Genomic DNA, 25,704 nt, shown 5'->3' with positions numbered 1-25,704 from the left:
TCTGAACTAAAACAACCTGAATCATCCATGGCCAACGCCAGAGCACTTGATAAACGCCGGAAATCGATTCGCAACATCCGCAAGATCACGCGGACGATGGAATTGATCGCGACGGCGCGGTTTCGCAAAGCGATGGATCGAGCCGCTGCGGCGACCGATTACACCGAACGTATTACTCAGATCGTCGCCAGCCTTGCGGCGGCCGGTTTGGAAGTTCAACACCCGTTGCTCGAAGCACGTCCCGATCCACGGGCGGCTTCCTGTTTGGTGCTGACCAGCAACCGCGGCCTGTGCGGCGGCTACAATAGCTCGATCTTCCGTCGCGCATTGCCACGGATCGAAGAGCTTCGCAAATCGATGGATCACTTGAACATCGATGTCAGCGGCAAGCGTGGAATCGGTGCGTTTAAGTTCCGCGGGATCAAGACGAACGACACCTACCAGCAGTTCGACGACCAGCCGAAGTTTGCCGAAGTCGAACAGATCGCCAACAAATATCTGGCGGCTTACGCTGCGGGTGAGATCGATCGTTTGGACGTTGTTTACACCAAGTTCCACAGCGTCGCTAAGCAGGAAGCGGTGATTGAGACGCTGTTGCCACTTGGTGCGATCGACCTCGACGACGAGGAAGCGACTGGGTTGTCGGCCGATTATGAATTCCTGCCATCGGCGGAAAGCATTCTGGAAGAGGTCGTTCCGACGAGCTTCAAGATTCGATTGTTCAAATGCTTCCTGGACGCTGCTGTAAGCGAACAGGTGGCACGTATGGTGGCAATGAAAAGTGCGACCGAAAACGCCGGCGAGATCATCAAGCAACTGTCGATGACCTACAACCGTGCTCGCCAATCGCAGATTACCGGCGAGATCATGGAAATCATCGGTGGCGTCGAAGCCTTGGCCAATTAATCCAATTCATTCATCAACAATCAACCCGACGCTAAAGCGAGGGATCTATCAAAATGTCAACCGTCACTGAAAACAAGTCGGGCCGCGTTACCCAGATCATCGGATCGACGTTCGATGCTGAATTTCCGCAGGATGCTCTGCCGAAGATCTACAACGCGCTGAAGATCACGTCGGAGCACAAGGGCGTCAAAGTCAATCTGACCGGCGAAGTGCAACAGCACCTCGGCGGCGGACGCGTCCGCTGCGTCGCGTTGGGTAGCACCGACGGCATGATTCGCGGAATGGAAGTCATCGACACCGGTTCGCCGATCACCGTTCCTGTGGGCAAGGGAGCTTTGGCTCGCGTCTTTAACGTCTTGGGTGAACCCGTCGACGGTCGCGGTCCTGTTGAATCGGACGAACGTTGGCCGATCCATCGTCAAGCTCCACAGATTTCGGAGCTGTCGACGAACACCGAATTGTTCGAGACCGGTATCAAGGTAATCGATCTGCTGACCCCGTTTGTTCGCGGTGGTAAAGCGGGTCTGTTTGGTGGTGCGGGACTGGGCAAGACCGTTATCTTGACCGAGTTGATCGCTCGTATCGCTTCGACTCACGGTGGTTATTCGGTATTCGCGGGCGTCGGTGAACGAACTCGTGAAGGAACCGACCTGTGGTTGGAAATGCAAGAGACGGAGATCGGTTCGACCGGTCGTAACGTTATCGAGCAAACCTGCATGGTCTTCGGCCAGATGAACGAACCACCAGGGGCTCGTTTGCGTGTTGCGTTGTCGGCACTGACGATGGCGGAATATTTCCGTGACACCACCGGCGTCGATACGCTGTTGTTTGTCGATAACATCTTCCGCTTCTCGCAAGCCGGTTCGGAAGTATCGGCGTTGTTGGGACGTATGCCTTCGGCTGTGGGTTACCAACCTACGCTGGCGACCGAAATGGGTGCTCTGCAAGAGCGAATTTCGTCGACCAAGAAGGGTGCGATCACATCGGTACAAGCGGTTTACGTTCCTGCGGATGATCCGACCGATCCGGCTCCCGCGACGGCGTTTGGTCAGTTGGACGCGTTCATCTACCTGGAACGTTCGATCTCGGAAAAGGGTATCTACCCTGCGATCGATCCATTGGCTTCGAACAGCCGTATTCTCGATCCTCAATACGTCGGCGAACGCCACTATGCGATCGCTCGTCGCGTGCAAACGATCCTGCAACGCTACCGCGAATTGCAAGACATCATCGCGATTTTGGGTGTCGACGAATTGAGCGAATCGGACAAGATGATCGTTCACCGCGCTCGTCGTATCGAACGCTTCTTGTCGCAACCGTTTTTGGTCGCCGAAAAGTTCATCGGCAAGCCGGGTGAAGTCACCTCGATCGGCGATACCATTCGCAGCTTCGAAGAGATCTGCGACGGCAAGTGGGATCATCTGCCAGAGCAAGCCTTCATGTACGTCGGTTCGATCGAACAGGCGGAAGAGCAAGCCAAGCAGATGGCAGAAAAGGCGAAGAAGTAGAACGGCACCTGGAAAAAGGCATAGATCGTGGCAAAGTTAAAGTGCGTTGTAGTGACGCCAGAGAAAACCGAGATCGATCGCGAAGTCGACAGTCTGGTGCTGCCATTGTACGACGGTGCGATGGGCGTACTTCCCGGACGCGCTCCGTTGATCGGACGCCTCGGGTTTGGACAGCTTGAACTGACCGATGGTTCGTCGACCGAGACCTATTTCGTCGACGGCGGGTTTGCTCAAGTCGAGAACAACGTCGTCTCGATCCTCACCGGTCGAGCGATGCCGGTCAGCGACATCGTCTACGCCGATGCGGAGAAAGAGTTGGCAGCCGCGTTGCAGTTGCCTGCGAATACCGAAGAGCAGCGTCAGGTCCGCGATGCGTCGGCGCTGCGAGCACGCGGTCAGATGCGTATCTCGCGCAAGTAAATCGCTTGGTTAGAGCCCGTCGCTTCTTTGCGACGGGCCACGTGCCTGGTATGCAATCGAGGCGGAAGCGGGCGGCTGTGGCTGAACCGCCGACGCCGCATCCGGCAACAGGGTCCATGTGAAAGCGTTTTTAATCCCGCTTGGCTTGTTGACCTTATCGTTGGGGGCGATTCTCTACCCAGCTCTCTCGGGTGATCGACGGCTCGCGTTTCGCGACGTCTCCCATTTCTACCAACCGCTCTATCGAGCGATCGATGCGCGGATCTCCGTTGGTGATCTCCCGCTCTGGAATCCCTTGGACCAGTTTGGTCTGCCGGTTGCCGGAGAGACGACGACGGCGTTGTTCTATCCCGTTCGCGCGGTCTTCCATCTCGGCTTCGATACGCCGCAATCGCTGGCGATCTACGTTTACCTGCACCTGATCCTGGCGGGAATCAGCGTCTTTTGGATCGCTCGTCGGCATCACGGTTCGGTTGCCGCCAGCGCACTTGCCGGGATCGTCTACGCTGCCAGCGGTCCCGTCTTGTTCTTGTACACCAATCCGCCATTCCTGGTCGGTGCGGCATGGTTGCCGATGGCGGTCGGCTTCTTAATCGAAGCCGTTCATCGTTGGAACCACTCCAGCTTTGCGATCGGATCGTTGTCGCTGGCGATGATGATCCTTGGTGGCGATGTTCAGTCGGCTGCTCAAGTGATCGTCTTCCTCGTCGGCTACGTCTTGTTTCGCGCGATCCGTCGCCTTCGGATCGCCCGGCGTCGAACGCGGCGCAGCGGAAGCCTACGGCTTGGCTATTCGATGTTGATGACCGGGACGGCGCGACGTCTGATGACGATCGGTTTGGCGATCGGTCTGGCCAGCGCAGCGGCTTCGCTGCAGATCATTCCTTCGTGGCAGTGGTCGCAGCAGAGTGTGCGGCGGCACTGTCCTTCGCCGGGCGTGGCGCAGTTGACCGCGGCTGAGCCTTATGTCGCCGCGCCGTCTGCTTGGTGGCAAGCCCCGGCGGCCGGAACCCATCAAGCCAACGTCTACGATTTCAGCGTTGGGCCGTGGCAGTGGATCGGGGCTCTGTTGCCGGGCGTGTGTGGAGAGATGTTTCCCGAGAACACGCGGATCACGCGATTGCTGCCCAGCGAGGGAAAGACGTGGACGCCGTCGCTGTTCCTGGGCGTGCTGCCGGCGATCTGTCTGTTGATCCGGCTGCCGATTTATCTGCGTCGTTTGGTCAACCGACAATCGCAGCGAGGGGGTGGAAATCCGCTGCGGATTTGGGACGGAATGATCCTGGCCGGACTGGTCTTCAGTTTAGGAGGCTTTGGGCTCGTTTGGGCGGTTCGCGAACTAGCCTATCTGTTCGGCGGCGCGATGATCTTGAACGACTGCAACGCTGCGGTGGGCGGTCCGTATTGGTTCCTTGTGAGTTTTGTTCCCGGCTACAGCAACTTCCGCTTTCCTGCGAAGTGGCTCGTCTTTTTCAGCCTCGGGCTCGCGCTGCTGACAGCGCATACGATCGACCGCTGGTCGCGTACATCGCGCGACGGATCGATCCGTGCATCGGCCGTGCTGATCGGAATCTCTGCGCTAACGCTGGTGGTAAGCCTTCTACCGATCGGCAGCTTGGACATCGATCTCCGCCCCGCAGCTGATCGATTCTTCGGTCCACTAAACCTTTCGTTGTGGCAGCTTCAAGCGTTCGGGGCCGCCGTGCATGCAGGCCTATTTGCCGCGATCATCTTGGTTCTTTGTCGACGCTGCACACCCGGCTCTTCCCTGCTGCCGATAGCACTGTTCGCGTTGACCTTGGTCGACTTGACGCTTCATGGTCGCGGCTTGATCGCAACCGCATCAGCTCCGCCCGAATTAAAGCTTGCCGAGATGCAGCAGACAACAGCGCCGCTGCGGCGCGTCGTTTCGCTGGCGACCGCGCTGCGTTGGCCCGAGCGTTGGGGAACGGCGAGTCCGTCGGTGACTCCCGATCCGCAGAATCGACGGATCGAACAAGTCGAACATGGGCAACAGTTATCGTTGTTCATGCGCTGGCATTTGGATGCGGGGATCGCCAAGCTCAATTCAGCTGCGTCGATCAGTCACTGGCGCGGGCCGATCTTCTGGGACGCGGTTCGACCAGTTTTAGCCGACAGCCCACCCGAACAAACATCGGAACGTCTGAGGCGGCTGTGCCAACTGTTAGGATCCGATGCGACGCTACAGCCGCGAGTCGCTCAGCGCGAGTTAGGGCCGACGGCGAGCACCGAAGCTCCGATGCAGGTCAGCTTGGACGCGCGGATCCGCAACCCCGGTGCGGCGCCGATCCAATTGGTCGACGATTGGCGCGTCGTCGCTCCGTCGGAGATCGTCGCGGTTTGGCCCGAGCACGTTCGCGACTATCTGGCGGGGGCAACGGAAGCGAGCATTCTTGAATCGGAGGGCGATTCGCTGCGCACGGATTCGCAGCAGATTCCCGCGGCTTCCGAGTGTCAAATCGAAGCGCACCAACCCGAACGAACGTTCGCCCACGTCGAGGCTTCTCGTCCGATGCTCGTGAAGTTTTTTCAGATGCAAGACGGGAACTGGACAGCCCGGTACCGCGCGACCGGCGGCTCCATATGGCATCAAGCGACCAGCCATCCCGTCGACTTTGTCAGCCAAGGATTTGAGCTCCCTGCAGGCAACTGGCAAGTCGAATTCCGCTATCGCCCAACCTGGCTAGTCTCCGCGTCAGCGATCTCGCTGTTCGGTTGGGGATTTGGGGTGTGGCTGCTTGCGTCTGGTTTGAGGCGTTGGAGATGGGCTCGGTTGGGGGCCTGACATCGCAGTTTGGCTTGTGTCGGCCTCCGGCCTTTTAGTTTCCGTCTCGGTTTCGGTTCCGGTGGCTTACACCACCGGCAGAGGATATGCCGGCCTCCGGCCTAATGCCCGCATGCTCAAACCGTCCAAGGCCGGAGGCCGACACAAGAATTGCCGGTGGTGTAAGCCACTAGGCCTGTGGACGCTCCAGTCAACAAGGCAATAGGTCGACACGTCTTTATGCCAACCGACTGCAAAAAATCCCATCGGCTGCCGCCTTTGACTCCAACGTCTTAAACGCGGCCGGGGGAGGCCCAGAGGCCGAGGGCTGGGTTCTTGATGAAGTAGAACTCTTCGCCGTCGCTGTCGGTGTGCCAGCCGTCGTTCAGTTTTTCCGGCGGGTACTTTTCCATCAGGCTTTTCACGTCGCCGTAGTTGTAGCCGACGCTTTCGATCTCCTGCTGCGACAGTTCGCCGGGAGCGTAGGTGACACTGAAGCGGTTCTCGCTGCTGCCGTGGATCAGGTGAGCCGCGGCGGAGAGGTTGTTGCGAAGGTCTTCGTTCTGTTGGACCAACTCCATCACGCGGGCACTCGGTTGGTAACCGTATTTGCGGATCAGCCCGTCGATCGCTTCGTCTTCGCCAAACATCCGGACGGCGGGACCCAAGACGATCAGTTCTCCTTCGTCTTCGATCGCCAGTCGCGTTCGGTAGATCGACTTGTTGCCGATCCAGGTGCTGTGGAATTCGGACGGGTCGAGATAACAGACCATCTTTTTCGGGGCGCGTTCCAAAACGGTGAAGTTGACTTTTAGGGCCAGCTCCGCCGCCTCAAAGAACGTGTCGTGATCGTCGCCGATGTACAGCCCGCGAGTGACCAGCGATCCATCGGGTTGTTGGCCGATGACGGTCAGGATGTAGACCAGCGGCATCTCTTTGCAGAACAGATCTTGAGCGCGATTGAGGATCTTGCGCAGCGGCGTGTCGGCACGTCCCATCGTCCGTTCCATGCCGTAGGCTGCGCTCAGGAAGTGGCTCTCGTTGATTCCCTTCACGCCGCCGGTGCCAACAAAGATGTTCTTGTTGTAGTTGGCCATTCCGATCACTTCGTGCGGAACGACTTGCCCGATCGAGAGGATCATGTCGTGGCCTCCTTCAAGCAGCAGGCGGTTGACCTGCGCCGGCCACGGCTCCGAATAAATTCCCTCGGTCGCTTGGCTGACGAAATCGGCATCGACATCGCCCAGGGTGACGACATCGTTTCGCCAATTGTGTTCGCGGATCAGATCGGTTGGCAGGCTGGGGAACATGTGCGCCAACTGTTCCGGCGACATCGGTTTGTGTGTTCCCAAGGCGGGCATCACATCGACCATCGCGTCGCCGAGCAGTTCGTGGCAGAGGCAGGTGATTTCGCCGGCGCGGCTGGGCAGGCGGCTGTAGTCGGGAGGAATCGCCAGGGCTTTGCTGGGGCGGCCGCGGTCGGTGAACAGCTTTTCCAAGCCCTCTCGCAGATCGGCGGTCGAGAGTTCGGCGGTTTCAGAGCCACGGGCAAAGTAGGTGGTCATGGGCGGATGGTCGGGTAGGAGTCGGAGAAGTCGAAAGACCGCGTCAGGCGGGGCCGGTAGTGTTTAAGATAAGCGGCATGACAAGCTTTGGGCAGTCCGGTAGCATAGCGTTTTCAACCGTTTGCGATCGATTCGCCAATGAGCCCAACCTTCGAACCCTAGTCCCCACCAATGACTGCTGAAAAGATTGAAGCCGCCATCCCTCACCGCTTGCCGATGCGTCTGTTGGACGAAATCGTCGAACAGACCGAGCAGACGATCGTTTGCAAGAAGAGTTTTCACAGCGACGAATTTTTCGTGCAGGGGCATTTTCCCGGCTACCCGATCGTGCCGGGGGTGATTCAATGCGAATGCTGTTTGCAGGCCGGGGCGATCCTGTTGAGCAAGCAGACGCCGCAGGACGGTTCGGTCGTTCCCGTGGCGACGCGGATGGACAACGTCAAATTCAAGAAGATGGTTCGTCCGGGTGACACCGTCGAGATCCACGTCACGCTGAACGAACAACTCTCCAACGCCTTCTATATGACGGGCAAGGTGATGTTGGACGGCAAACTGGCGGCTCGGTTGGACTTTGCATGCAGCGTTGCGACGCCTGAGGAGGGCTAGGAATGACCGATTTTCTGAAACTCAGTGGCCGCAACATCTTGGTGATGGGCGTTGCCAACAAGAAGAGCGTCGCCTATCACGTCGCCAAGACGCTGGAAGAGGTCGGGGCAAACGTGATCTATTCGGTGCGTAGCGAGCAGCGCCGCGCTTCGTTGGCGAAGTTGTTGCCGGGCCGCGAGATCGTGATCTGCGACGTCTCGCAGCAGGTGGAGATCGATGCTTTGGCCGCCTACATCAGCGACAACGGCTGGACGATCGATGGCCTTCTGCACTCGATCGCCTTCGCCGATTACAGCGATGGGATCAAGCCGTTTCACGAAACGACGCGAGCTCAGTTCCTGCAAGCTGTCGACATCTCCTGCTTTTCGTTGGTGGCGATCTGCAACGCGCTCCGAGGCTGTTTTTCCGACGACGCCAGCGTCGTCACGATTGGAATCAGCACGACGCGGATGGCGAGCGAGAGCTACGGATACATGGCTCCGATCAAAGCTGCGTTGGCTTCGTCGTTGGCGTTTCTGACGAAGTCGTTCAGCAAGTTCTCGCAGGTTCGATTCAATTCGGTCGCGGCCGGACTGTTGAAGACCAGCGCATCGGCGGGGATCCCGGGCTATGTCGATTCGTATCTATTCGCCGAATCGGTGATCCCGCGTGGCAAAGCGGTATCGACTAGCGAAGTCGCCGACACCGCGGCGTTCCTGTTGAGCCCACGGTCGTCGGGAATCTGCGCTCAGCAATTGATCGTCGATGCCGGCATGGAGATCAATTATTTCGATCAAGACGTCGTCCGCCGCGCGACCGATCACTGAACGGCGGATCAGTCCTGAGTCTTCTGCAGCGAGCGTTCAAACAGATTTTTAGTGATCTGTTGAACGCGGCGATCGGGACCGTGCGGACGGCTGTAATGCGACCAGGGGATGATGTGTCCCGGCGGGGTCGCAAGGCCTTGAGCCCAGTAGATCGTCGCTGCGTTGAAGACAAAGTTACCTTTCGGGCCGGGGAAGATCGTCGCGGTCCAGTGTCCCGGATTCGTGCCGCCGGCCCAGGTCGTCCCCTCGGCGACGACCTGCAGTCCCGGTCGCTGCAGATCGGGATCGCCGTGATGCTCCCAGCCGATCAGCCCTTCGATGCGGTCGCCGCGGCGCATTTGAGTTCCTTCGTAAATCCAGTGCTTGGGCTGAGTGCAAACCCAGTCGCCGCCGCCGTTAAATGGAACGACCGTCCGCGCCCCGATGATCTTTCGTTCGTCGGGGCCATGCGTTTCGAACGGGCCCATGATCTTGCCGTAGGTCTGCGTCTCCTCCTCCCGCAACGGACCGAAGCTGCCGGTGCGAGTGATGATTCGGTTGGGCTGGCCGCTTTCGCTGGGGCTGAACGGGCTGACCATATAGACGCTGTTGGCACTCAGCCACAGCACATTGACGCCGCGATCGATCGCCGCCGCGACGGTATCGTATTGCCGCGTGTCCCAGTATTCGTCGTGCCCGACGCTCAGGAACGTTTTGCAGCGGTCGATCTCGCCGGGGTTTAGTAGGTCGCTGTTGCTGACGTAGGTGACGTCGTATCCCTGTTGCTCCATCCAGAAGCACAGCGGGAATTCCCACAGCAGGAATTCACCCGAACCGAGCGACAGCGGATGTTCAAAGATCTGGCAATACATGCCGTAGGGGCGGTCGAAGCTGACCGCGACGCCCGGCTTCTGCGGACCGTCGGGATGGGTGTACAGCGAGTCGTTCACGGGCCAGCGGTTATACGCTTGCCAAGTGTTGTCAGAACATTGGAAGACAAAATCGGCGGGGCGATCGTCTTTCACAATGAAGATCACGTAGCTCTGCCAATAAGGTTGGTCGGCTTCGGGGACCGTGGTCAGTTTTCCCAGATAGACTCCACTGACCCAATCCTCGGGAATCGTGAAGCTGACACTCGGTTCCCACTTGCACTGCCGCACGCGGTCCTTCCCCGCGTCGGGAACCGGTTGCGTGATCGTGTCGATGTTGGACAACGTTTTAACCAGCCGGCCGCCGGTGCCGCCGTAGTAGCCCATCCGATAGATGTCCAAATTCACGGGGACCGCCGGATCGGAACTGATGAAGACTTTCAGTTCCTCGCCCACCGCAAGCGATTGCTCCGAACAGTAGCCTTCGACAAGCGAAGTTCGATACCTACCGGCGTTGGGCCGGACGCGGGTCAGTTGCCAATCGGTCGTTCCGGTCCGCTGGTTTTCAGCGACGATCCGGTTGTTTTCGGCGATCGATTCGCTCGGCGCGATCGCGGTGATCGCAAATAGGAGGATTGGAATCAGCCCGCATGCAAATGGTTGGCAGAGACTGCGAAGGGGATTAGTGGAGGAGAGATTGTGTTGCTCGGGGCGAGCAACAGTTGGGATCGTTGGCATCTTTGGTTCGCTCGTAAAGGTGGGAGTCGAGTTCGGCGAATACGCTGCGCTCGAAGTATTGTCAGCATAACTGACCCGCGGTCCCGCTGCTGGTTACTCTCGGTGGATCGCAGGGCAAATCAATTTTTCGACGCGAGTATCAGCTGCCACGCGTTAGTGTCCGGTTGGCAGGAGAACCGGACGCTAACGGGGCGGCTGATTTGCAGGGAAATCGTCCGTGGCGTCGATGGCCCGGGAGCTGGCGATTCGCCATGGACTTGAAAACTCGTGGCGCGGTATATCGGCCTATGGATCGACGTAGAGAGGCGGTAGTCGTTGTGCCGCATTTATATGACACGCAACCGAGCCGATGCGGATGAACGAACCGAATAGCCGACGCATCGATGGCACGAAACTCTTGAGGAGCTCCGCTACTCCAAAACTACGTTGCGGAACTCGTAAAGAGTTTCGAGCCTTGCTGATCTGCATGCTCTCGCTGGCGGTTGTTCCGGCGCAAGCTGTCGAGCCGATCGAACCGACGGCGGTTGTCGCGGGAATCGACGCCGATCCGTTGGCCGGAATGCCCGATGCAGAGGCGGGGCGGCTGCGTCAGATCGTGGGCGACCTGATCCGCAGCAGCATTCCCGAAACCTACCAGAACGAAAAGGACTGGGGGCATCAGAAACGAATCTATGCGGGAGTGAAGGTCCGCCGCGACGGATGGAAGATCGATACCAAGCGTCGCTGGCGCGAGGTGAATCACGGCGCGTGGACGCGGTACGAGATCCGCTTGATCGATCCCGACCAACATATGAAAGCCGATCTGCACGATCTGCGTTGGTTGCCCGATGGAACGGCGACGTTTCAGTTGACCCTTGCCGGGCGATTAAATTGTTTCGCCCGTCGCAGCCGCTGGAATTACGGCGTCCAACTGTGGAGCTTCAACGTCGACGCGGATGCCGACATCGAGATCACCATTGTCGGCAGCATCGGCGTTGGGTTGGATTACGTCAACATCCCGCCGGATGTCGTGGTGAAGCCGGTGATCGAATCGGCACAGATCGCGGTGCCGCGGTTCGAGGTGAACCGGATCAGCGATGTCGGCGGCGATTTTGCTGAAGGGATCGGCGACGCGTTGGAAGGGATCTTGCGCGACGAGATCATATCGAAGCAACAGGTCAAGCTGGTGGAGCGGATGAATCGCCAGATCGCTCGGAAGGAGGAATCGCTGCGGTTTTCGATGAGCGATTGGTTGTCGAAGCTGTTGTCCGACAAGACGCTGGCTGCAGAAACACCGAAGGCCGACCTGATGCCAGGCCGGCCTTAAACTCGCGTCGTTGGGATCTCTCGCCTGCGTCGTCCCCGATCTGTCGCTGTTTATCGGTTCAACTGAAGCGACTTCAGTCCAACGGGGCGAGCGACATGAACCGTTGGAACTTGGCGTTCGATCATCGTATCGGTCGCTGTCGTTTGCAGTACGCCGTTGTCGATCGCGGGTGTCGGTATCGATGGCGTTGGTGCGGGTTGCAGGTCGTTTGCACCCAACAGATATCCGCCGTTGTCGCAGCTGCCACAACTGCCATCGTCGCAGCAGTTGTTTCCGCCGCGGCAGCATCCGCAGCCGCCGATCATCTTCGGCGTCCAGGTGAATTCAAGTTTAGGGCACGTGTATTCCTTCTTCTTCAGCACGCGAACGGTCCGCACGCGGGCACCGTTGTTGGCACAAGGGTTACAGCGTTTTTGCCAAGGGAAGACAACTTTGGGAATGCAGACTTGTTTGCATTCGACTTCCCAAGCTGTCTTCTTTTCGTCGACTTTGTCTACCTTCAATGTGCAGCACGCACAGTCGTCAGCGCACAGCCCGCATTGGCAATTGGCAGCTCGCGCGGTGCCGGTGAACTGGATCGTAATCAGGCCACCGAATAGCATCGCACCGATAATCAGTTTGTGGATGTTTTTCATCGTATCGCTCCGAATCGCCACGTCCGTGTGGCAATCAATTTAGAGAATGTAGTTTGGGAATGGAGTCTTCGGATCTGAATCGTTGGGATGTGAGCGTCGATTAGAAATCGAGCATAAATCGCATACCAAGGATCGCGTAGTCACCCGAGGTGTATTCGGTTCCCGTGGGGCCAACGGGGCTGTGGTCGTCGATCTCGCCGTAGATCAGGTTGGTCTGCAGTTTCGAATACGCAGTCCAGTACCAGTTCAGGCCACCGGTGACCGAATGCCCCACGCCGCCTTGGATGTCGCCGTCGGTAAGGTCGATATAGTCGTATCGCAGAGCCAACGCGAGAGCTCCCATGCCCATCTTTCGTCCGCGATTTCCGCACAGGCGATCGACCAGGAAGAAATTCTCAAACGGCTTGACGCGATCGATCGTGCCATGGGTTCGTTTGTAGGGAATGTGTTCCCCGGTCAGGAAGTACGATGCGAAGATGTAACCGCCGTGGAAGTGGGTATCGGGACCCGATCCCGCGATCTGGTCGTCGCGTTGGACCCAGTTGAACAAATATTCGCTGGTGATCTGCAGCGATCCGATGTTCAGCATCGATTCCAAGCCGATCGTTTCAAACCAGTCGGCACCTACGATTCGACCGGTGTTGAGCCATCGCGAATCGCTGCGAGCTTCGGGGCGGGTGCGGAAGCGAGCTTCGTTGTTGTTGGAATCGGCACCGCTGGCGTCGCCATCGGGTTTGGCGACCGCACCGGACATCGCCACGTGCCAGTAGCCGCGACCACCACTGACCTCGTCGTACCAAGGGCTGCCGCCGACGCGACCGTAACCGCCCATTTGCATGCTGTCGCCGATGAAACGGCCGGTCGTGCTGGTGTTCTCAAGGTTATAGATGCCGTAGGCCCAGAAGGTCGATTCGGCATCGTTGTGGCCGTACATTGCCAAACCGATCCGCCGAGCGTCTTCGTTGAACGCTTCGACTGCAAACGGTCGTTCCATGAAGACGTTGTGGCGACTGCTGTTCAAGTGGTCCAAGCCCATCGGACGCTTCTGGTTTCCTAACAACAGGACTTGGTTGTACGGAAGATTCGTCCAACCGATGTAGGCGTCTTTGTATTCCGGAGTCGAAGGATTGTTGAAATCCATTTGGATCCGGAAGACCATGTTCTGGGGAACATTCCCCTCGATTTCCAGTCGCAAGCGACGGAACAGGAAGCGATCTTCGGGGTCGGTTCCGTAGTTCGCGTTGGCTGGGTCGTCGTGCTCGAAATATCCGATCCCAGGAGAGTTATCCATGAAGTTCCAATAGTCCATGTGAAGACGACCGCCCATTTTGTAGGACGATTTCTTCTTCTTGGCTTCGGCTTCTTTGGTGATCTTGCCTTGGTACTGGCCCCACGACTCTTCCATGTCGTCCAGACGTTTGGTCAGATCTTCGATCAGTTCGTCTCGCGAATCCTTCTCCTGTCCCGCGTTGTCTGACTTGTCTGTCGATTCGTCAGCCGCTTTGACCGAGTCGCCTAAGTCATCCCCAGCGGGGGCTGCCAAGTGAAAGGCTGCGGCCGGTTCGTTGTAGACAACGGGAGCGATCGACGCGTCGTCTGACTTACCCAAAAGAATGGGGCTGAATGCAGCGGCTTCCAAATCGGCATCTTCGGCCGGGAATTGAGCGACACCGATCGACGCCCCAAATTGGCATGCAACTGCCAAACCTAGCAGTCGACGCAGCCAACTTCGTTTTTGAGCCTTGAACATCTGGAGTCCTTTCCAGTTCGTTTTCAAACAATAGCCAATGTGGTACGGCTGGGCGTTTAAGAGGAGTTGTGACCCGCCCATCCTTGGTTGGATCGCTCTCCTATTAATCAATATCGTCCTAGACAGACCGTTCTTGGGGGTAGCATCGTCGCCGTTTGCCCCGTGCATCCGATGCAGCAGTCTCAATCGGATGAATCTTAACAATCCCCCTCGCTGTAACCGGTGCAACCGTTACAACGCGATCGATCGGCCGGGCGGCTCCGGCGGGAAGTTAAGGAAGTGTGAAGAGCCAGTGAAATTGGCTGGCTGCCACGTTTTGCGACTTGAGCGTCCCTTCTGCGGCCAATACCGTGGTTCCGGATTCAACAATCTAACCCCCTCCTCATTGGGAAATCATCGTGCGTTGGCGAAACTCAAGCCTTTTCGTGGCGGGACTGACCGCTTGCCTGTTGTTCAGCGGTTGCTCGTCGCGGAGCTCCGATTCGAGCGGCGGAGCCGATGCTGCGGATAACGTTAAACTGACCGGATCGGGAGCAAGCTTCCCTTTTCCGCTGTACGATCGCTGGTTTAAGGAATACAGCCGCGCCCACTACGGCGTGCAAATCGACTACCAAGCCAAGGGGAGTGGAGCCGGTATCAAGGACTTCACCAACGGCACCGTCGACTTTGGCGCCAGCGATGCTGCGATGTCCGACGAAGAGATCGCGGCGGTCGGCGCTGGCGTTCAATTGCTGCCGATGACCGCTGGCGAAGTGGTGCTGGCCTACAATCTGCCCGGCGTCGAAGGGCTGAAGCTTTCCCGCGAAGCGTACACCGGAATCTTCTTGGGCAAAGTCACCAACTGGACCGATCCGCTGATCGCCGACGCCAACCCCGGCGCGAAGCTGCCCGATGAAGATATCACCGTCGTGCGACGCGCCGACAGCAGCGGAACGACGTTTGTCTTCACGCAGCACTTGAGTGCGATCAGCGAAGCTTGGGCAAACGGCCCCGGTACCGGCAAGACGGTCGTGTGGCCCGACAGCGACAAGATCGTCGCCTCGCCAAAGAACGACGGCGTCACCGCGACGATCACGCAAACTCCTGGTGCCATCGGATACATCGAATACGGATATGCCAAGCTGACCAAGTTGGCGATGGCGAGTCTTGAAAACAAGGCGGGCAACTTCGTCATGCCGTCGTTGGAGAGTGGCCAAGCTGCGTTGTCGAACGTCGAAATGCCAGCCGATCTGCGAGCTTGGTTGCCCGATCCTCCCGGCGAACAAGCCTTCCCGATCGTCAGCTACACCTGGTTGTTGTGCTACAAGAAATACGAAGATCCCAAGCAGGCCGAAGCTCTCAAAGCTGTCGTCAAATATTGCTTGACCGACGGGCAGAAGATCAGCGACGAGATGGGATACGTTCCTTTGCCCGAGGACGTGGTCGCCAAGGTAACCGCTGCGTTGGATGCGATCCAATAACCGGTCGATCTACCGGCTTTCCTAACGATTACGAAATGGTAAGCGAACTATATGGCAACATCTATCGAGCCAAACGAGTCGATTGATTCGGTCGCATCGCCTCCCACGACCTGGGATGTTGCGTGGGACCGGGCGTTCCGAGCGATGACTCACGTCTTCTCTTGGATGACTATTCTGTTGGTGTTGTACATCTTGTATGAGATCGGTGGAAAAGCGATTCCAGCGGTTCAAGAATTTGGCTTCTCGTTTATCACGGGAACCACTTGGGATGCCAATAAAGGCGAGTTCGGCGTGCTGCCGGAAATCTGGGGGACGCTTTACAGTTCGCTGTTGGCCCTTGCGATCGCCGGCTTCTTCGGCGTCTCGATCGCGATCTTCCTGACCCAAGACTTCCTGCCGGCGTACCTGGAAGTCGTCTTCAAGAACATCGTCGAACTGTTGGCTGCGATCCCCAGCGTGGTTTACGGTTTGTGGGGAATCTATGTCGTGATCCCCGCGATTCGGCCGGCGGCTAATTGGGTGCACGAGCACTTCGAATGGATTCCGTTCTTCAAAACATCGCTCAGCGGTCCCGGGATGCTTCCCGCGTCGCTGGTCTTGGCGATCATGATCTTGCCGACGGTTTCGGCGATCTCCCGCGATGCGATCAGCTCGGTCCCGCATAAGCTGAAAGAAGCTGCGTTTGGCCTGGGTGCGACTCGCTGGGAAGCGATCTTTGGCGTGATCATTCCCGCCTCGGCGACTGGCATCTTCGGTTCGCTGGTGCTTGGTTTTGGTCGCGCTCTGGGAGAGACGATGGCGCTTGCGATGCTTGTTGGAAACTCCAACCAGTTGACGGTTTCGCTCTTCTCACCAGCCAACACGCTTGCGGCGCTGCTGGCGAATAACTTTCCCGAAGCTGGCAAACAGGAGGAGCAGGTGTTGATGTACGCCGCGCTGCTGCTGATGGCGATTACTTTGGGCGTCAACATCTTTGGTGCCGCGATCATGCGACGAGCTTCGGCGCATATGAAGGGAGCGACGAAGTGAGTCAAGAGATCACCGACGCCTTTGAAGGCATCGACTTTCCAACTTTGGAACGCTCGCTGCGTCACCCGCGCACCTTTTTCAGTTCGGCTCTCAGCATCCTCACCGGGGTCGTGACGGTTGTCGCTTGCATCCCTTTGTTCTCCGTGCTGTTCATGCTGATCTGGCGCGGTGGGAAGCGGTTGAGTCTGAGCTTGCTGACCGAAACACCTCCTTCGGCTTTTGAAAGCGGAGGTGGGTTTGGCAACGCGATCGTGGGGACGTTGTTGATGGTTGGGATCTCGGTCCTGATCAGCGTTCCCTTTGGCGTTTTGGCCGCTCTGTTCCTGGCGGAATTTGGCAGCGACAGCAAGACGGCATCGGCAGTCCGGTTCTGTGCCAAGTTGTTGACTGGATTCCCGTCGATTTTGGCTGGCGTGTTCGCTTATGCGGCCGTCGTTTTGGTCACGGGGACTTATTCGGCTCCCGCCGGCGGCATCGCCCTTTCGATTCTAATGCTGCCGATCGTGATGCTGACCGCGGAAGAGGCGATCAAGATGGTCCCGCACCGCATGAAAGAAGCGGCGATTGGGATGGGGGCGACGCAAACTCAAGTCGTTTGGAAAGTGATTCTGCCCACGGCGCTGCCGGGGCTGTTAACCGGAGTGATGTTGGCCGTGGCGCGTGCCGCTGGCGAAACCGCTCCGCTGCTGTTCACGGCGCTCAACAGCAACTACTGGATCGTACAAGATGGCGAGTTGGCGTTGATGGATCCGACGGCTTCTCTGGCAGTGCTGATCTTCAATTTCTCTGGCGTTCCTTTCGAGAATCAAATCGAACTCGCTTGGGCAGCCGCTCTCGTGCTGGTGATGATTGTGTTAGTGATCAACATCGGTGGGCAAATCCTATCACGCAACAAAGTCACAAGCTGAGCAGGTATTCCAATGGTCCAAGCAACTTCAGCGGTACCGTCGAAAAATACGAAGGCGGGAAGTGCCGTCAACGGTCGCGACAACGGGGCTGCCGAGAATGTCGTGATCGATTGCAAGATCGACAACCTTTATTACGGCAAGTTTCGCGCTGTTCGCGATAGCCACATTCCGGTCCAGCAGGGGCAGATCACCGCTTTTATCGGCCCCTCGGGCTGCGGCAAGAGCACCGCGCTGCGATGTCTGAACCGGATGAACGATCTGGTCCGCGGCTTCCGCTTCGAAGGACATGTTCATTTTCGCGGCCGCGATATCTACCATCGCAGCGTCGATCCCGTGGCGGTCCGTCGCTACATCGGGATGGTCTTTCAACAGCCCAATCCGTTTGCGATGAGCATCTACAATAACGTTGCGTTTGGACTGCGTTTGAACCGCGTCAAAGGGGATGTGCCCGAGCGTGTCGAGAAGGCGCTGCGTGGGGCGGCGCTGTGGGATGAAGTTAAGGACAAACTGAAGAACAGCGGATTATCGCTGTCCGGCGGACAGCAGCAACGACTGTGTATCGCTCGGGCGATCGCAACCGAACCCGAGGTGCTGTTGATGGATGAACCTTGTTCGGCGTTGGATCCGATCGCCACGCGACGGATCGAAGAACTGATGACTGAACTGAAGAAGCAATACACCATCGCTGTGGTTACGCACAATCTGCAGCAAGCTCAGCGTGTCGCCGATATGACGGCGTTCATGTATGTCGACACCTCGCAAGGCGCGCGAACCGGCTATCTGGTCGAATACAGCAAGACCGAAGCGATGTTCGCCGATCCGCAGGAAGAGTACACCAAGCAGTACATTCGCGGCGAATTCAGTTAACGCAGCGACGTCAGATTCCTAGGTTGCCAAAGCCGTTGTCCTGCAATCGGACCAACAGCTTGATCAGTTCGACCTCCGACTCGATCTGCAGCGTCTTTAGAATCGCCTCGCGTCGGCTTTTCAGACGCCCGTGGGGCACGTCTCCTCTTTCTGCCAACGCGGCGGCGGGATCGCTGCTGGCCATCGCGATCGCAATCTGGCGATCCTCCGGGGACAGTTGTTCAAAACGCTGCCACTTTTCTGAAAGCATCGACGCTGCGTTGACTTTGGTGCCGACGATCCCCATCACCCGCGTGATGCCGAGGATTGCGTAGCGCGGATCGCCCGCCTCCTGCAGCGATCGTTTGTAGGTGCGGTATCGCAGCGACCGCCCCTGCTGATCTTCTCCCTGATGGTTGAACAGCACCGACGAACAGCCGCCAAGGATCATCTTGTCGCTGCGGTGCGAGGCGTCGACCACCGACGGATGCAGGTAGGAGACGCCCGATTTACCCGCCGGGTCGGCCCCCGCCGAAAAGCGGCCGTGGTACGCTGTGTTGACCTGTTGGATGACGCCATTGGCCGACTTGACGTAGATGCAATCGGGTTCGCTTACGATGACTTCTTTGAACCCTTCGCGCTGCCGTATGCAGCCGAGAACCGCTTCGGTGACCCGCTGGACTGTCTGTTCAAAGTTTTCGAGGTTGTTGCCCATTAATGGCATCGACATAAAATGAATTCGGTAGACGAGAGTTCTCCCGCTGGAGCCGCCGACGTCGACGGTTCTTGCTTGAGAAGATAATGGGCGTTACCCCCCTCTCTCTACGCGTCGGATGCCTCCGAACTCCGCAGTTACTGTGGTTGGTGGTTTTCCACTATCGTGTCGGCTCTCCGTCGCTTTTTGCGGGCGAAGTCCGAATTGGAACCGACGGGATCCAGGTCGATCTGTTATACAGGGAATTTGGAATCCGGTCGGACAGGATAATCAAAAGATTTTGTTTTGGAAAATATGATGCTCACCAGGACACCCGCGGTGTTGGGATCGATTCTGATCGTTGCTTTGTTGGTCGTCGGATGCGATCGCTTCCCCGCCAGCAGCGGTTCAGCCAGCGACGATCCGCACTACAGCGAACAGCAGTTCGACGAATTAGTCGCAAAGTCGCCGCTGACCTTGATCAAGTTTGGGGCTCCGTGGTGCGGTCCGTGCCGGATGCTCGACGAAGAATTGCCAAACGTCACCGGTGATGTCGAGATCGTATCGATCAACGTCGACAACAATCCCGAACTGAGTGCGCGTTACCGGATCTCGGGGATCCCGCACATGATCATGTTCCGCGATGGACAGAGGATCGACGAGCGGACTGGATATTATTCGGCAGACGAGCTTTCGAAGTGGGCGGCTGGTTTCTCCCATTCCAGCGATCCTGCCCTTTGATCCCTGCCGCCACGTGTCGGCGCGGTGTGGAACTCACGCCGGGCCGCTATCTGTTCGCTGGCAACACCGTTTGCAGTGACGTCGGTTTATGGGATCCGCACTTTTTCTACACCAGACAAATAGGTCTTGCATGAACACGCGCGACTTGACCGAGTGTTGCGTTCGACGCCGCGGGCTAGCGAAACTGTGGCGATTTTGCGGTTGTCTGTTACTTTGCTGTGCCAGCGCGTTGCCCGCTGTGGCTGCCGAATCGGTCCAGTCGCTGCAGTTGCCTTCGGCGGTGGAGAACCAATCGGTTCGCTTGTTAGATCCCGATGCGGGCAAGCTGCATGTGATCTGCTTCCTGGGGACTGAGTGTCCATTAGCCCGGTTGTATGGGCCGCGGTTGTCGGCGTTGGATGCCGAACTGCGCGATCGCGGGGTGCGAGTCTTGGGAGTCAACAGCAACCGCCAGGATTCGCTGCAAGAGGTCCGCGAGTATGTCGACCGGTATGCGATTTCGTTCCCGATGGCGAAGGACTACGACGGGGCTGCGGCGACGCTGTTGGGAGCGACGCGAACGCCCGAGGTCTTTGTGCTCGATTCATCTGGCAAGATTCGCTACCAAGGCCGGATCGATGATCAGTATCGCCCTGGTATTTCGCGTCCCGTCGCCACACGCAGTGAACTGCGCGAAGCGATCGACGACCTGCTGGCCGATCGCCCCGTGGCGATGCCACGGACCACGGCGGTCGGTTGCATCATCGGCCAGTCGCGACCGTTGGCCGATGAGGGTTCGATCACCTTCTGCAAACAGGTCTCACGCGTTTTGCAGCAGCACTGCGTCGAATGCCATCGCGCCGGCGAGATCGGACCGTTTGCCCTGACCGATTACGATGAAGTCGTCGGTTGGGCCGATATGTCGCTGGAAGTGATCGACCAGGGACGGATGCCTCCCTGGCACGCGAACCCCGAATATGGCGACTTCTTAGGAGCCCGGCAGATGCCGGCGGGGGACAAGCAGATCTTGCGAGATTGGGTCGATCAAGGGATGCCCTATGGCAATGCCAACGACCTTCCCGAGCCGCTGCCGCCGCGAGGCGATTGGGGGCTGGGAACTCCCGATCTCGTCTTCTCGATGAACGACAAGCCGTATCGCGTGCCGGCCGAGGGGACGGTGGAGTACCAGTATTTTGTCGTCGACAGTGGCTTTACCGAGGATCAGTGGATTCAAGCGGCCGAGGTGATCCCCGGCGACCGCAGCGTCGTCCATCACGCGATCATCTTTGTCCGCCCGCCCGATGGCCAACGCCAACGCGGCGTCAATTGGTTGACCGCCTACGTTCCGGGCCAACGCATCGCGGAGTACCCGCCTGGGCTGGCCCGCCGCGTTCCCGCCGGTTCCAAGTTTGTCTTCCAGATGCACTACACGCCCAACGGTTCGGAGGTTGACGATCTGACGAAGGTCGGCATCAAGTTGGCCGATCCCGCAACGGTAACCAATGAAGTCTTCACCGTTGCGGCGATCGATCAAGAGTTCGAGATCCCACCGCGGGCGGCGAATCATCCCGTCAAAATCAAGCCGGGCGGATTGCCGAAAACCGGGCAATTGTTAGCCGTTGCGCCGCACATGCATCTGCGCGGTAAAGCGTTCCGTTTGGAGGGACGCATCGCGGGCCAGCAGAAGACGTTGTTGGACGTGCCAGCGTACGACTTCAATTGGCAGCACTCCTACGCCTTCGCCAATCCGATCGATCTGTCGACGGTCGATGATCTGACGGGGACCGTTTGGTTCGACAACTCTAAAGACAATCTGGTCAATCCCGACCCATCGCAATACGTCAGCTGGGGCGATCAGACTTGGGAGGAGATGGCCTTGGCGTTCTTCGAAGTCTGCCAACCGTTGGATGGCGGAGCGAAGAAGCAGGCGAAATCAAAGGCATCCAGTGGCAATAGCGTCGCCGCCGACGCAGCGACACAACGCGTGAACGATTTCGTCAGCGACTTCTTTCAGCAGATGGACACCGATGGTGACGGCAAGGTCGCTCGCGAAGAGACGCCGATGGCCTTCAGCCGCTACGGATTTCGCAAGTTCGATCGCGACGGAGATTCGATTTTAACGCGGCAGGAAATCGAACAGGCCGCCAAGCAGCGGTTTGGCTTGTGAGTCGCTTGACCTCAATTGCCGCACGAGGGGCCGATCATGGATGCCGCTGATCTGCCGCGACGCTATCGAAATTTCATCCGCTTTCACACGCATGTGACCTACCCGGACGAGAGCGAGCGGCGTCAGCAAATCAACACCGCCGAGGTGATCCGGCGGCTCGACGCGATCGGAATGCAGCACATTCCGATTCCAACGATCTGGGACGGCGTGCACTTGGTCGACGACGGGCGCTTGGCGGGATCGTTGGAGATCGAGCGGCGGATCGGGCTGACGTACCGGATGCGGATGGGGCGGATCAAACGTTTCCTCGACGACATCTTTTCTTGGTCGCAGCGCGACACCGCGATCTACCATGCCTTGGCATCTGCGCTTCGCGAGATCCAGTTCGATCGGCTGGAGGGACGCACCGACATCGATCGCGCGATCGCTAACGTCGCCTTGATATCGACCGTCAAACAAGCCCTTGCGATCGGGCTGGCGTCCGACGTGGTCGCCGCGCAAGTCAATTGGGCGCTCGGCGAAGTGGGCGGGCTGACAGCCGATGAGATCGAATTGTTGGAGTGTCTGCCCGACGAGGACTCGCTGCAATCGACCGATTCGCTCGACCTGGAACGGATGGCCTTGGATCGTGGGATCAGCCAGATTCAATTGGTCGAAAACCTGGAGACGCGCGATAAGATCGCGTCGCTGCTGAGCGACTGTTTCGGTGGCGTCCGTCGCGAGACCGAGCACAAGGAGATCCATCCACTGTCGGTCCGGCGGTTGGATATCGCGTCGCGGATGCTCAGCGAACCGGGGCTCGAAGCGTTGGTGCGGATCGCGCGGATCGCCAACGAATACGTCGGCTTTCAGCCTCGCTTTGAAAAGAAAATGTTGCCCGCGGCCGATGGGGACCAGACGCGGATGCGGATGATGCAATCGTTCGACGAACTGTCGCGGATGGTGCCGGCAGCGTGGGCGCTGAAAGTCGCGTCGCCCAAATATTTTCGCTACCGCGTGGCGACAAAAAGCTTCATGGTTCGCGAGAAGATTAAGAGGAGCGACAAGAAGCAGCTGTTCTACGCGATGTTGGATCGCTCGAAATCGATGCAGCAGGGAGAACGGATCTACAAGCTGATCGCCATCCTGATGAACCGTTTGCGAGCGGTGCTACGGCGCGAAGCTATTTTGGGATTCAGCTTTTTCGATTCGGTCGTTCACGAACAGGTGCTTGTCGACGAAGTGTCTCAGGCCCGCCAGGCGATGCAAAATTTGCACTCCAGCTTTTTCCTAGGCGATGATACCGACATCAACCTCGCGATTCGCGAGGGGATAACGCGGATCGAGGCCGTTGTCGCCGACACTCAGGCCGAACGACCAGAGTTGATCATCGTGACCGATGGAGATCACGGGATCAACGTCAAGCCAGAAGAGCTCAACGGGATCATCCTGCATGCGTTTATCGTCGAAGAAGTCAACGACGATCTAATCGAGTTAGCTAAGGCGACCGGAGGCGTCGCCTTGCAACAACTTTAGCGTCAAGCTCGAAGGTCGTTGAACCAACGTTGTGTTGAGTCTAACTAACGGTGAAACCAGGTCTCAAGCAAAGCTTCGCAGGAAGTCGCACTATTGTTCTACTTGCCGTAGAACCAATCGACGTTCAGGCGAGACATATGCAAGCCATCGTTGCTGTGATAGACGATCAACGCGGTTCCATCTTTGAGGAATTCAATGCACTGATATCCCAAGTCGTTGGTAGGGGCGTCAACCAGGTTTCGCCTCGGTCTTCGAGATAGGTTTTCACCGGGGCTCGCTGTTCGTGCGAGCGAACAGCAACAGTTGGCCGTCTTCTAATGTCGACGATATCCGATTCTTGGACCTCCATTTTTGACGAGGCATACCAGTCGACCGCATTCTTGCTAGGATGCCAACTGTTCTCCTGATCGTCACAGTAGAAGGTTAAGCCGACATCGCCATTGTGGTCTTGGGAACTTGGCGTGTATTTCTTCGTAGCGACCGTTGAATTCGATCCACCTTTTCAAGAAAAGTCTGATATGCAGTTGGCATCCGTGGTGACTCCTTTTGATAACGAGAACCTGGCGCGCGTCGCCCAGTTGGGCGTCAGCGCTGTCGCCATCCGCTATCCGGGGCTGGAGCTTCGAGACCTTTTGGAAACCCGCGAGCGGTTGAGCCGCCATGGCCTCAAGATCGCTGCGATCGAGGGAGAACTGCCGATTCAAAATGCCATCTTAGGCACCGCGAATCGGGCGGATGATTTCAGCCGCATGAAGCAGTTGTTTGCCATCATGGGAGAAGCCGAGGTACCGATCTGTTGCTACAACTTTATGCCAGCAACCGATTGGGCTCGAACCGACACGAAGGTTCGAGAACGGGGTGGATCGCTCACGACAGCCTTTCGCAGTTCGGATGCGGAATCGGCCGCTTCGCTGCATTCCATCTCTCTGAGCGATTCGATTTCGCCGATTTCCTCCAACCAATTGTGGCGCAACCTTCAGCGGTTTCTGGAAGAGCTGTTGCCTGCTGCCGAAGCGGCTGGTGTCGCCTTGGCGATGCATCCCGATGATCCTCCGCTGGCATCGTTTGGCAAACATGCTCGCATCATGAATCGGCTGGAGGACTTCGACCGGCTGTTGGAGATTTCCGCCTCGCCCAGCAACGGGATCTGCTTTTGCCAAGGCAACTTCGCCGCAATGGGAGTCGACATTCCAGACACCATCCGGCGGTGGGGAAAGCGGATTCGCTATGTTCATTTTCGAGACGTCCAAGGGACCGCCGACGACTTCATCGAGACATTCCACGACAACGGCCCGACCGATATGGTGGCTGCGATGAAAGCCTACCGCGATATCGGATTCACCGGGCCGATACGTCCCGACCACGTGCCCCAGTTGGCCGGCGAAGAACAAGGCCAGCCCGGATATACCATGCTGGCCCGCTACTTTTCTTTTGGATATATCCGAGCGTTAATTCAAGCGACCGAGCTGCCTGCGGATTGCTAAGGTATTGGACGAGGCAACGAGTCCCGGCTCCTTCGAGGCACGACGGGACTCGTGATCTCGTCCACTACGGAGGAAACACTTCACTCGCGTGAGATGTTGCAATACTCGAACGACGAGATCATTTCCGAACGGTGCCTGGAGGAATGGTTTGACAAATTCGACGAGGATTTTCCCACGCCCAACGACCGTTCCACCGAACCCAAGCAAAGATTATGAAACTCAAAGACAAGACGATTATTGTCACGGCAGCAGGCAGAGGGATCGGGAAGGGGTGCGCCGTCGAACTAGCTCGCGCCGGTGCAACTCTGATCATTAATGATCGGCCCGGAAGCCAAGATCTGAAGCCGACCGTCCAGGAGCTTCGCGACCAGGGGGCCAATGTGAAAGGTGTCGAAGCCGATGTGTTCACGCGGGCAGGCTGCGAAGACTTGCTTCGCGAAGCCGTCGAACAATCGGGGCCGGTGCATGGACTTGTCAGTTGTCCCGCTTATCAGAAGGTCTCTCCGTTTCTCGACCTATGCCCGGACGACTTTGAAAGGGTGATTCAGGGAACACTGTTCAGCGGTTTTCACATGAGCCAATTGGTGGCACGCCAGATGGTCGACGAAGGGATTTCCGGGAAGCTTGTTTTTATCTCAAGCGTACTCGCTCAGCGGCCTATGGCTCAGAAAAGTGCCTACTGCGCAGCCAAAGCGGGGCTGAATCAATTGGCTAAAACAATTGCTGTCGAACTGGCCAGTCGCCACATTAATGTCAATGTGATCGAGCCTGGCTGGATCGATACGCCCGGGGAGAGAGAGGCGTTCACGCCGAAGTTCTTCGAGGAGGAAGCGCCCAAGCTGCCTTGGGGAAGGCTGGGATCAGCTCAGGATATCGGTCGTGCGGCCGCATTTTTGATGTCGCCCAATGCCGACTACATCACGGGATCCGTCTTGCCGGTCGATGGGGCGTTTCGCTATCGCGATGGACGCATGCTCGACTGATCCAATCGATGCCGCGTGGGCCGTG

21 protein-coding genes are annotated in these 25,704 nt (G+C 57.9%); 16 read left to right on the top strand and 5 right to left on the bottom strand.

The genetic code is table 11. The annotated features are described in order from the left end of the window. Window positions 1-27 precede the first annotated feature (27 nt). The 4 genes from atpG (at window position 28) to CA51_RS18070 (ending at window position 5,640) form a co-directional block, all read left to right on the top strand. The gene (gene atpG / locus CA51_RS18085) at window positions 28-906 is read left to right on the top strand and encodes an ATP synthase F1 subunit gamma (RefSeq protein WP_145122622.1); all 879 of its coding nucleotides are present in this window, start codon (window positions 28-30) and stop codon (window positions 904-906) included. A 53-nt stretch (window positions 907-959) separates the two neighbouring features. Then, entirely contained in the window at window positions 960-2,414 is a 1,455-nt protein-coding gene (atpD, locus tag CA51_RS18080) for a F0F1 ATP synthase subunit beta (RefSeq protein WP_145122621.1), read from the top strand. Between the two features lie 27 nt (window positions 2,415-2,441). Then, window positions 2,442-2,834: an ATP synthase F1 subunit epsilon gene (gene atpC / locus CA51_RS18075; protein WP_145122620.1), complete on the top strand. Its 393-nt coding sequence runs from the start codon at window positions 2,442-2,444 to the stop codon at window positions 2,832-2,834. Window positions 2,835-2,979: 145 nt separating this feature from the next. Then, window positions 2,980-5,640: a hypothetical protein gene (locus tag CA51_RS18070; protein ID WP_231745768.1), complete on the top strand. Its 2,661-nt coding sequence runs from the start codon at window positions 2,980-2,982 to the stop codon at window positions 5,638-5,640. 272 nt (window positions 5,641-5,912) lie between these two features. On the opposite strand, the gene CA51_RS18065 is transcribed toward CA51_RS18070, so the two are convergent. Beyond that, a complete protein-coding gene (locus CA51_RS18065; protein WP_145122618.1) occupies window positions 5,913-7,184 on the bottom strand; it encodes a nickel-dependent putative hexonate epimerase in 1,272 nt (423 codons plus the stop codon). A 171-nt stretch (window positions 7,185-7,355) separates the two neighbouring features. Here CA51_RS18065 and CA51_RS18060 point away from each other — a divergent pair, with 171 nt between their 5' ends. Together CA51_RS18060 and CA51_RS18055 are read left to right on the top strand one after the other, a co-directional pair. Further along, a complete protein-coding gene (locus CA51_RS18060) occupies window positions 7,356-7,790 on the top strand; it encodes a 3-hydroxyacyl-ACP dehydratase FabZ family protein (RefSeq protein WP_145122617.1) in 435 nt (144 codons plus the stop codon). A gap of 2 nt (window positions 7,791-7,792) precedes the next feature. Further along, window positions 7,793-8,596: an enoyl-ACP reductase FabI gene (locus CA51_RS18055; RefSeq protein WP_145122616.1), complete on the top strand. Its 804-nt coding sequence runs from the start codon at window positions 7,793-7,795 to the stop codon at window positions 8,594-8,596. 8 nt (window positions 8,597-8,604) lie between these two features. Here the strand turns inward: CA51_RS18055 and CA51_RS18050 are convergent, their stop codons facing one another. Further along, window positions 8,605-10,182 carry a N,N-dimethylformamidase beta subunit family domain-containing protein gene (locus CA51_RS18050; RefSeq protein WP_145122615.1) on the bottom strand — a complete coding sequence of 526 codons (1,578 nt, stop codon included), beginning with the start codon at window positions 10,180-10,182 and terminating at the stop codon, window positions 8,605-8,607. A 454-nt stretch (window positions 10,183-10,636) separates the two neighbouring features. Here CA51_RS18050 and CA51_RS18045 point away from each other — a divergent pair, with 454 nt between their 5' ends. After that, window positions 10,637-11,488 carry a hypothetical protein gene (locus tag CA51_RS18045; protein WP_145122614.1) on the top strand — a complete coding sequence of 284 codons (852 nt, stop codon included), beginning with the start codon at window positions 10,637-10,639 and terminating at the stop codon, window positions 11,486-11,488. Window positions 11,489-11,538: 50 nt separating this feature from the next. On the opposite strand, the gene CA51_RS18040 is transcribed toward CA51_RS18045, so the two are convergent. After that, a complete protein-coding gene (locus CA51_RS18040; RefSeq protein WP_145122613.1) occupies window positions 11,539-12,123 on the bottom strand; it encodes a hypothetical protein in 585 nt (194 codons plus the stop codon). Window positions 12,124-12,223: 100 nt separating this feature from the next. Continuing rightward, window positions 12,224-13,873, bottom strand: coding sequence for an OprO/OprP family phosphate-selective porin (locus CA51_RS18035; RefSeq protein WP_145122612.1), 1,650 nt, complete (start codon window positions 13,871-13,873; stop codon window positions 12,224-12,226). 398 nt (window positions 13,874-14,271) lie between these two features. Here CA51_RS18035 and pstS point away from each other — a divergent pair, with 398 nt between their 5' ends. From pstS to pstB, 4 genes are read left to right on the top strand one after another with little or no spacing between them, the layout of a single operon-like run. After that, window positions 14,272-15,333, top strand: a complete 1,062-nt coding sequence (pstS, locus tag CA51_RS18030; protein WP_197451278.1) for a phosphate ABC transporter substrate-binding protein PstS — start codon at window positions 14,272-14,274, stop codon at window positions 15,331-15,333. Between the two features lie 51 nt (window positions 15,334-15,384). Further along, window positions 15,385-16,362, top strand: a complete 978-nt coding sequence (gene pstC, locus CA51_RS18025; protein WP_145122611.1) for a phosphate ABC transporter permease subunit PstC — start codon at window positions 15,385-15,387, stop codon at window positions 16,360-16,362. After that, window positions 16,359-17,270 (top strand): phosphate ABC transporter permease PstA, encoded by a 912-nt coding sequence (gene pstA, locus CA51_RS18020; protein WP_197451277.1) that lies wholly within the window; start codon window positions 16,359-16,361, stop codon window positions 17,268-17,270. Before pstC ends, pstA begins: the two co-directional genes overlap by 4 nt. A 12-nt stretch (window positions 17,271-17,282) precedes the next feature. Continuing rightward, window positions 17,283-18,137, top strand: a complete 855-nt coding sequence (gene pstB / locus CA51_RS18015; protein ID WP_231745767.1) for a phosphate ABC transporter ATP-binding protein PstB — start codon at window positions 17,283-17,285, stop codon at window positions 18,135-18,137. A gap of 10 nt (window positions 18,138-18,147) precedes the next feature. Here the strand turns inward: pstB and CA51_RS18010 are convergent, their stop codons facing one another. Further along, a complete protein-coding gene (locus tag CA51_RS18010) occupies window positions 18,148-18,846 on the bottom strand; it encodes a hypothetical protein (protein WP_145122610.1) in 699 nt (232 codons plus the stop codon). Between the two features lie 282 nt (window positions 18,847-19,128). Between CA51_RS18010 and CA51_RS18005 the strand changes: the two genes are divergently transcribed. The 5 genes from CA51_RS18005 (at window position 19,129) to CA51_RS17985 (ending at window position 25,679) form a co-directional block, all read left to right on the top strand. Further along, window positions 19,129-19,551, top strand: a complete 423-nt coding sequence (locus CA51_RS18005; RefSeq protein ID WP_197451276.1) for a thioredoxin family protein — start codon at window positions 19,129-19,131, stop codon at window positions 19,549-19,551. 130 nt (window positions 19,552-19,681) lie between these two features. After that, the gene (locus CA51_RS18000; protein ID WP_197451275.1) at window positions 19,682-21,697 is read left to right on the top strand and encodes a redoxin domain-containing protein; all 2,016 of its coding nucleotides are present in this window, start codon (window positions 19,682-19,684) and stop codon (window positions 21,695-21,697) included. A 36-nt stretch (window positions 21,698-21,733) separates the two neighbouring features. Continuing rightward, window positions 21,734-23,212, top strand: coding sequence for a hypothetical protein (locus tag CA51_RS17995; RefSeq protein WP_145122607.1), 1,479 nt, complete (start codon window positions 21,734-21,736; stop codon window positions 23,210-23,212). A gap of 518 nt (window positions 23,213-23,730) precedes the next feature. After that, window positions 23,731-24,696, top strand: coding sequence for a mannonate dehydratase (locus CA51_RS17990; RefSeq protein WP_145122606.1), 966 nt, complete (start codon window positions 23,731-23,733; stop codon window positions 24,694-24,696). 212 nt (window positions 24,697-24,908) lie between these two features. Next, window positions 24,909-25,679 (top strand): SDR family NAD(P)-dependent oxidoreductase, encoded by a 771-nt coding sequence (locus tag CA51_RS17985; protein WP_145122605.1) that lies wholly within the window; start codon window positions 24,909-24,911, stop codon window positions 25,677-25,679. The last annotated feature ends 25 nt before the right edge of the window (window positions 25,680-25,704 follow it).

Origin of the sequence: Rosistilla oblonga (assembly GCF_007751715.1) — a bacterium.
Classification (GTDB): Bacteria; Planctomycetota; Planctomycetia; order Pirellulales; family Pirellulaceae; genus Rosistilla; species Rosistilla oblonga.
This window is presented reverse-complemented; position numbering and strand designations above follow the sequence as displayed.

Bases quoted from the DNA above. Each gene is read 5' to 3' on its own strand.
- atpG (WP_145122622.1), top strand. From the start codon at position 28: ATGGCCAACGCCAGAGCACTTGATAAACGCCGGAAATCGATTCGCAAC.
- atpD (WP_145122621.1), top strand. From the start codon at position 960: ATGTCAACCGTCACTGAAAACAAGTCGGGCCGCGTTACCCAGATCATC.
- CA51_RS18065 (WP_145122618.1), bottom strand. From the start codon at position 7,184: ATGACCACCTACTTTGCCCGTGGCTCTGAAACCGCCGAACTCTCGACC.
- CA51_RS18060 (WP_145122617.1), top strand. From the start codon at position 7,356: ATGACTGCTGAAAAGATTGAAGCCGCCATCCCTCACCGCTTGCCGATG.
- CA51_RS18055 (WP_145122616.1), top strand. From the start codon at position 7,793: ATGACCGATTTTCTGAAACTCAGTGGCCGCAACATCTTGGTGATGGGC.
- CA51_RS18050 (WP_145122615.1), bottom strand. From the start codon at position 10,182: ATGCCAACGATCCCAACTGTTGCTCGCCCCGAGCAACACAATCTCTCC.
- CA51_RS18040 (WP_145122613.1), bottom strand. From the start codon at position 12,123: ATGAAAAACATCCACAAACTGATTATCGGTGCGATGCTATTCGGTGGC.
- CA51_RS18035 (WP_145122612.1), bottom strand. From the start codon at position 13,873: ATGTTCAAGGCTCAAAAACGAAGTTGGCTGCGTCGACTGCTAGGTTTG.
- pstC (WP_145122611.1), top strand. From the start codon at position 15,385: ATGGCAACATCTATCGAGCCAAACGAGTCGATTGATTCGGTCGCATCG.
- pstB (WP_231745767.1), top strand. From the start codon at position 17,283: ATGGTCCAAGCAACTTCAGCGGTACCGTCGAAAAATACGAAGGCGGGA.
- CA51_RS18010 (WP_145122610.1), bottom strand. From the start codon at position 18,846: ATGTCGATGCCATTAATGGGCAACAACCTCGAAAACTTTGAACAGACA.
- CA51_RS18005 (WP_197451276.1), top strand. From the start codon at position 19,129: ATGCTCACCAGGACACCCGCGGTGTTGGGATCGATTCTGATCGTTGCT.
- CA51_RS18000 (WP_197451275.1), top strand. From the start codon at position 19,682: ATGAACACGCGCGACTTGACCGAGTGTTGCGTTCGACGCCGCGGGCTA.
- CA51_RS17995 (WP_145122607.1), top strand. From the start codon at position 21,734: ATGGATGCCGCTGATCTGCCGCGACGCTATCGAAATTTCATCCGCTTT.
- CA51_RS17990 (WP_145122606.1), top strand. From the start codon at position 23,731: ATGCAGTTGGCATCCGTGGTGACTCCTTTTGATAACGAGAACCTGGCG.
- CA51_RS17985 (WP_145122605.1), top strand. From the start codon at position 24,909: ATGAAACTCAAAGACAAGACGATTATTGTCACGGCAGCAGGCAGAGGG.